A 5168-nucleotide genomic window follows, 5' to 3' on the forward strand; every position below is an offset into this window, starting at 1 on the left:
GGTTGACATACCTGGGGAGAATCTGGCGGGGCGCCATGAAGGACCTGCGATTGAATGGCCACTCCGTGCCCTTGAACCTGTACTCCCAGTAGGCTTTAACGCCGGCTTTATGCCGGTGTAGTGTCGAGGCATTGAAGGTATTCAAAAACTTCTGGATATCGTTGGCGGTCGGCTCGTCGGTCTTGATAAAACTGTCGAGCTGCCAGAGGGTTTGTTCATACGCTCTCCGGGTATTATCCGATAACCCCTGGATCGTCTTTATAAAATCTTCAATTTTCAACCTTCACCTCCTTCCCTTTACATGTTTTCCAGTGCTTGAGACAACCTTCTACCGGGATCCATTTGCCACACCTCTCACAAGGAACTTTATCTCCCCAGCATCCCCTGAAATGTCTCTCTGCTATGCCGTCGCTTATTACGTTTCCACATTTCGTACACCTTAGAAAAACCTGCCGGTCCTTGTCGCGGTCCCCCGGGTAAACCTCCTGGGTGATCGGTACGAGTCGCCCGTTAAAATAGTGCATACCGGTGGCCAGTGCCCGCTCCCTGTCCTTTCGCTTGCTCAAGAATTACCTCCCTGCTCGTAATACCCAAAAATAACAGATGTTATTTCCCTGTGTCAATCCCCATTGTTTTTTTAAGAAAATTATGTCATCATAGTGCCATAAGGAGCGGGCACTGCTATGGGTGATGGAGCTACCGTACGAAAAAACCTCGAGATTTTACAGGCTCTCCAACTTGACGCCCCCGGAGTGATATCCGCTTCCCGTCCACATCACAGTCTATATGAAGGCTGGCAGGATGAAGCGGGTATTAGCGCCGTTACCTGGACAGTAACTAATCCAGCAACCGGCGGGGCATGGAATAGAGGTGCTGTCGGGGCCTATCTCATGGCGGTATCATCCCCAAATGCCAGCGAGAATGCTCGTCTTCGTTCTAACCAACGCTGGGTATGTGCTCCGTCTGTATACGCCCCTAACCAGGTCATACGTCGTTTCATCCTTGAGTTTGAATGCTACCTCCAGCTGGTCGGCAACGTTGACAATGCCAACTTCATCATGGGTCTAACCAATACTACCGCCAGTACACGCGCTACAAATAATCTTATCGGTTTTGGGCTCATAGGCGATGCACTGCAGACCATTACCGATGACGGCGGAGCTGAAACCGTGAACACCGGGTTTGGGGAAGCCATGACGGATCTCAACAAGTTTAAGATCGATATTTACGCTAACACCGTCGACTTCTACCTGAACGAGACACGCATCGCCAGGCATACGACCAATTTACCGAATGCTGCTTTGTATCCTAACTTCTATTACCCGACAGAAGCCGGCGGCCCTTCGATAATTTCACTGGGCGTGATACGCTGCTGGCCGGAAGATATTGCGCCATAATATTGAAAGCGGAAGTGGTCATTACCATTTCTTGAGAAATAACGAAATCTGATTACAAGGGGAATCAACATGCCAAAGCGAGTTAAGTGTATACCGTGCATGTCTGAAGATATCAAAAAACTGATCCGGGAGAATACGAAGGACATGGTGCTTATCGAAGAGGTCAACAGTGTCCCGGAATGTCCGGAGCCCGGGCAGATCAACTTCTGTCTTATCAAAAAACGAGCCCCCAGCGCTTACCAGGAATTTATTAAAGGCTGCCTGGCGACGAAGCCTATTAAGGGGCAACCGTTTGGAGCGGCAGGGAAATTTATGAAGGAGTGTGCCAGTGAGTGGAGAAAACGTTCAGGTGAAAGAAGCAAATGAGGTCTCGAAGGATAACGGAAAACTCCCTCCGGACCTGAACCCCAAAGTAAAGAGCCTGCGGTGTGCAAACTGCAACCGATTTCTGGCGTACTATGCCATTGTGGAAGGCTCGATCGCCATTAAGTGCAAGCGCTGCGGTCATTGGACCGCTCTCGATGCTACTTATCTAAAAGTAAAAACCCCTTGACAAAACCCGAAATTCGTTCTAATATCTGGTAAAGGTCGGTTGGCTCTGGTCATCTTGACTGCATGGCCCCCAGGATCCTCCTGGTAATGAGGAAATCATGTCGAGGTAAGAGCTATGATAATCCAGAGCATTAAGGATCTAGGGTACGCCAAACGGCGCCCGAAGGCCCACAAGCTGGAGAATATCACGACCAAAACCAACCCGGGTTTTGTGATCGCCGCCTACCCCAGGCCATATCCTAAGACCTCCCAGCAAAAGAAAGTTGCGGATGCAGCTAAATCTTGCGGGATCAAGAAAGGTATGAGCCGCGGCGCCCTCGTGACAGCCATGCGGACCTGTATCCCGGACAAGTTCTAATTTCCCGTTAGAACTGTTTTTCCTCGCCAAGAAAGGCAGGGGGTTCAAACTCCCTGCCTTTTCTGTTATAATCTCCTCAGAATGGTAGAGAAGACAGCTGAAAAGAAGATATTCTACGTCAGGAAACGCCCTGCCCCCCATCCCCTCTCTCAACATCAACTCGACCTGGTGCAGGCTTCAAAAGAGTGTGGGATCGCGAAGGGTATTACCAGGGCGGAGCTCGTCGACAAAATGCGTAACTGCGTTCCTGACAAATACAAAGAAGTAAAAGCGAGGCGGGAAAATGTCAAAGAAGGTGATTGACGTATTCGTATCTGGTGATTGCAGCCCTTGCCAGGAAGTCTCAGATCGGCTTAAAAATGGCCTGTTTGCCAGCGACCTCGAAGGGGAGACGGCAGTAAATATCATCGATGTCACGACTGAAGAAGGCTTCAGAAAAATCGATGAGGAGAAACTTGACCGGGTACCGTCAGCTAAATTCGAGGGGAAGTTTTGCCAGATCCACATTGACCCGGATACTGACGCGGTAATGTTCTCATGCAAAGAGGAAAACAAAGAGAAGCCTGGGGAGCCGGCTCCGGCGAGTCCCTAACCGCTAATCGTCCTTTTTCCGATTCTTTTTAATCCAGTTATGATAGAACGCGATTCCGAATAGTATCAGAACGATCAGGAATAAGACGGATATTATTATAGCTGGAGCCCAATGACCCAGAGTCTGCATGTCCATTGTATACACCAGTCCTGAAATTTACATTGAACATTTGAGAGCTGCGGGTATACTGGTAGTCTTGCCGAGGATCTCCTCACGCCTTCGATTTAATTCGATGTAATGCAGGTTCTCTTCTTCGGCAATGTGGTAGTAAAGTTCTGCCGTTTTTGAGTCGCCCTTGTCTTTGGCGTCTCGGGCCCGGAGCTGGTACCACATGGAAGCGGTAAGCTCTTCCCCCATACTTTCTGCGAGACCTGACTGTATTGATTTAGGCGCTTCATACGACTTTGAATAACGCCGTATGGTGATGGCAATGTTATCGGCGATTTGCTGGGAGATCTGGTCTATTTCTTCTCTTGTGAGTGCCATTGCCGTTCTACTTCCTTTTTAGCCTGACTAGAAGCGATTTCCTTCGCTTCATCGAGTGTCATTTTCGAGGGGTTGGTTACCATCGCCTGGAAGGCGTCCGTACCAAGTATCCTCTTCCGGAAGTCCTTAAATTGAGAGGCGAGTCCAGGATATTCCTGTGCGTATTTACCACTGTCTATCGCCTCTACAGTGAGCTTGTGGGTGTTGTCTTTGATCCACTGAATAATTTCGTTGTATACAGGATTATTCGGATCTGCGGAAATGAGCTCTTCTGCCATTGCTTCCAGCCCCAGAGTATGCTTGTTTGAAAGACAGTCACATGGCTTGCCGGCAATTTTCAATCCCCCAGCCAGATCGAGCTCTGCACGGTAAAGTTCTCTGGCCAGACGGCGTTTGAGTTCCTGGTTAGTCTCTTCCCGGGTTGGTAATGCGATCGGGGTGGCCACGGCCACCGGTCCAATGATTTTTTGCGGAGCGGGTTCTCTAACCGTTACTGGGGGAGTGTACGGCTCTTCTTCGTAACGGGCAGCCCTGCGCGGGCGTGCCATCATCAACCTGATACCGTCCGATAGGAGTTTGGAGCCTTCCGACAGGAGTATAGCCGCAACGTTCTTTTCCATGCCACTATAATAATCTTCAAAAAGGGTCTTGTCAACACCCCAAAACAGTGCTACTATAGGGAATTAGTTGGGACTAAAGTGGTACTGGTATTGGTACCGAGAATGAAAATACGCTAGAGTGGTACTTGGTCTGGTACTTGGTACCGAGAATCAATTGGTGCCGACTGGTACTTAAATCAGAAAAAGGGAGGTGGCATGGCGATAAGCTGGAACCAAAATCAGCGGGATATCTTCTCTCTTTTCAAAGAGGGCAAAACATTCGACCAAGTGGTAGATGCCGGATATTCCAATTCCACAGTAGCCAGAGTTCTGAAGCAATTTAAGGCAGGGCAGGAACCTCCCCCAGTAGAAGCCACTCCTGAAGTACCAGGTGTAAAACCAACAAAACAGAGTGGTACCGCATCAACCGCCACAATCAAGTCGCCCATAGCGGGCATAACTCAGTTCGAGATCGGTCAGGAGAAAATCCAGCTTTACCCGGAAGACATGTTAATATGCTTTGACCATTACCGGGATATGCAGACCGAAATGGGCTGGCAGAGCGATTTTTCATCCACTATTCGAGAAGGCATGAAACTACTACGGACTGTAGTAGGTAATTTTATACCAGAGGAGGTGTCGGACAATGGTAATGGGTCAGCAGGGTAGACAAGACGCGTCAGTTGAGTTAGCTCAGAGAATGAGCGGGAAAAAAGCTTCAGGTGGGGCTGGGGGACCAAGGGATCCCCTCGATGAACTTGAAGCTACTATCGCAAAGGTCGAAAACATTCAGGCTCGGGAACTCCTTCAGGCTTCCGCTAACCGGTTAAAAGCCAAGATGGAGCTTGAAGAAAAGCAAACGAGAGCGCAGATAAGGCGTATTGAAGATGGGAAGGAAGAACCTCGGGATCCCGTTGAGTCTGCCGAGGATAGGGAAATGACCAAAGCTAACATTACAGCCAATGCTCTGCTGCTACTCGAGAAAGGCGTGCCGGCGAATGTTGTCGGGCAATATCTACTCGGCAGCCAGACATCCAATATCCCGATAAACTTCGGAGGCGGAGGGGGACCGCAAGGGCTCACAATGTCCGACGTGGTACAAATATTCACGCTGGCAAAGGGTGAGAAGGGTACGGATCCGGAGCTGAAGCTGATTTTGGCAGCTCTAACCGATAAGGTGAAGA

General features: G+C 49.5%; 12 protein-coding genes. 8 read left to right on the plus strand and 4 right to left on the minus strand.

Translation table 11 applies throughout. The annotated features are described in order from the left end of the window. Positions 1-280: hypothetical protein (locus PHI12_13415; protein ID MDD5511792.1), on the minus strand; the 280-nt coding region annotated here is incomplete at its 3' end. Next, positions 270-566 carry a hypothetical protein gene (locus tag PHI12_13420; GenBank protein ID MDD5511793.1) on the minus strand — a complete coding sequence of 99 codons (297 nt, stop codon included), beginning with the start codon at positions 564-566 and terminating at the stop codon, positions 270-272. The genes PHI12_13420 and PHI12_13415, both read right to left, overlap by 11 nt. 117 nt (positions 567-683) lie before the next feature. Here PHI12_13420 and PHI12_13425 point away from each other — a divergent pair, with 117 nt between their 5' ends. The 6 genes from PHI12_13425 to PHI12_13450 all read left to right on the plus strand — a co-directional run bounded on the left by PHI12_13425 (position 684) and on the right by PHI12_13450 (position 2899). Beyond that, on the plus strand, positions 684-1397 hold the full coding sequence (locus PHI12_13425) for a hypothetical protein (protein MDD5511794.1): 714 nt from the start codon (positions 684-686) through the stop codon (positions 1395-1397). 69 nt (positions 1398-1466) lie between these two features. Next, positions 1467-1763 carry a hypothetical protein gene (locus PHI12_13430; protein ID MDD5511795.1) on the plus strand — a complete coding sequence of 99 codons (297 nt, stop codon included), beginning with the start codon at positions 1467-1469 and terminating at the stop codon, positions 1761-1763. Next, positions 1747-1950, plus strand: a complete 204-nt coding sequence (locus PHI12_13435) for a Com family DNA-binding transcriptional regulator (GenBank protein ID MDD5511796.1) — start codon at positions 1747-1749, stop codon at positions 1948-1950. Before PHI12_13430 ends, PHI12_13435 begins: the two co-directional genes overlap by 17 nt. 114 nt (positions 1951-2064) lie before the next feature. Beyond that, positions 2065-2307 carry a hypothetical protein gene (locus PHI12_13440; GenBank protein MDD5511797.1) on the plus strand — a complete coding sequence of 81 codons (243 nt, stop codon included), beginning with the start codon at positions 2065-2067 and terminating at the stop codon, positions 2305-2307. Positions 2308-2388: 81 nt separating this feature from the next. Then, on the plus strand, positions 2389-2610 hold the full coding sequence (locus tag PHI12_13445) for a hypothetical protein (protein MDD5511798.1): 222 nt from the start codon (positions 2389-2391) through the stop codon (positions 2608-2610). Then, on the plus strand, positions 2591-2899 hold the full coding sequence (locus PHI12_13450) for a hypothetical protein (GenBank protein MDD5511799.1): 309 nt from the start codon (positions 2591-2593) through the stop codon (positions 2897-2899). The genes PHI12_13445 and PHI12_13450 overlap by 20 nt, the downstream gene beginning before the upstream one ends. Before the next feature lie 156 nt (positions 2900-3055). Here the strand turns inward: PHI12_13450 and PHI12_13455 are convergent, their stop codons facing one another. Together PHI12_13455 and PHI12_13460 are read right to left on the minus strand one after the other, a co-directional pair. After that, positions 3056-3385, minus strand: coding sequence for a hypothetical protein (locus PHI12_13455; protein MDD5511800.1), 330 nt, complete (start codon positions 3383-3385; stop codon positions 3056-3058). Then, complete coding sequence (locus tag PHI12_13460) at positions 3361-4005, minus strand: hypothetical protein (GenBank protein ID MDD5511801.1); 645 nt, start codon at positions 4003-4005, stop codon at positions 3361-3363. Before PHI12_13460 ends, PHI12_13455 begins: the two co-directional genes overlap by 25 nt. Before the next feature lie 195 nt (positions 4006-4200). Here PHI12_13460 and PHI12_13465 point away from each other — a divergent pair, with 195 nt between their 5' ends. Together PHI12_13465 and PHI12_13470 are read left to right on the plus strand one after the other, a co-directional pair. Next, positions 4201-4653 carry a hypothetical protein gene (locus tag PHI12_13465; protein MDD5511802.1) on the plus strand — a complete coding sequence of 151 codons (453 nt, stop codon included), beginning with the start codon at positions 4201-4203 and terminating at the stop codon, positions 4651-4653. Further along, a partial coding sequence (locus tag PHI12_13470) for a hypothetical protein (GenBank protein ID MDD5511803.1) occupies positions 4631-5168 on the plus strand: 538 nt, incomplete at its 3' end. The genes PHI12_13465 and PHI12_13470, both read left to right, overlap by 23 nt.

Source organism: Dehalococcoidales bacterium, from assembly GCA_028716225.1.
Taxonomy (GTDB): domain Bacteria; phylum Chloroflexota; class Dehalococcoidia; order Dehalococcoidales; family UBA5760; genus UBA5760.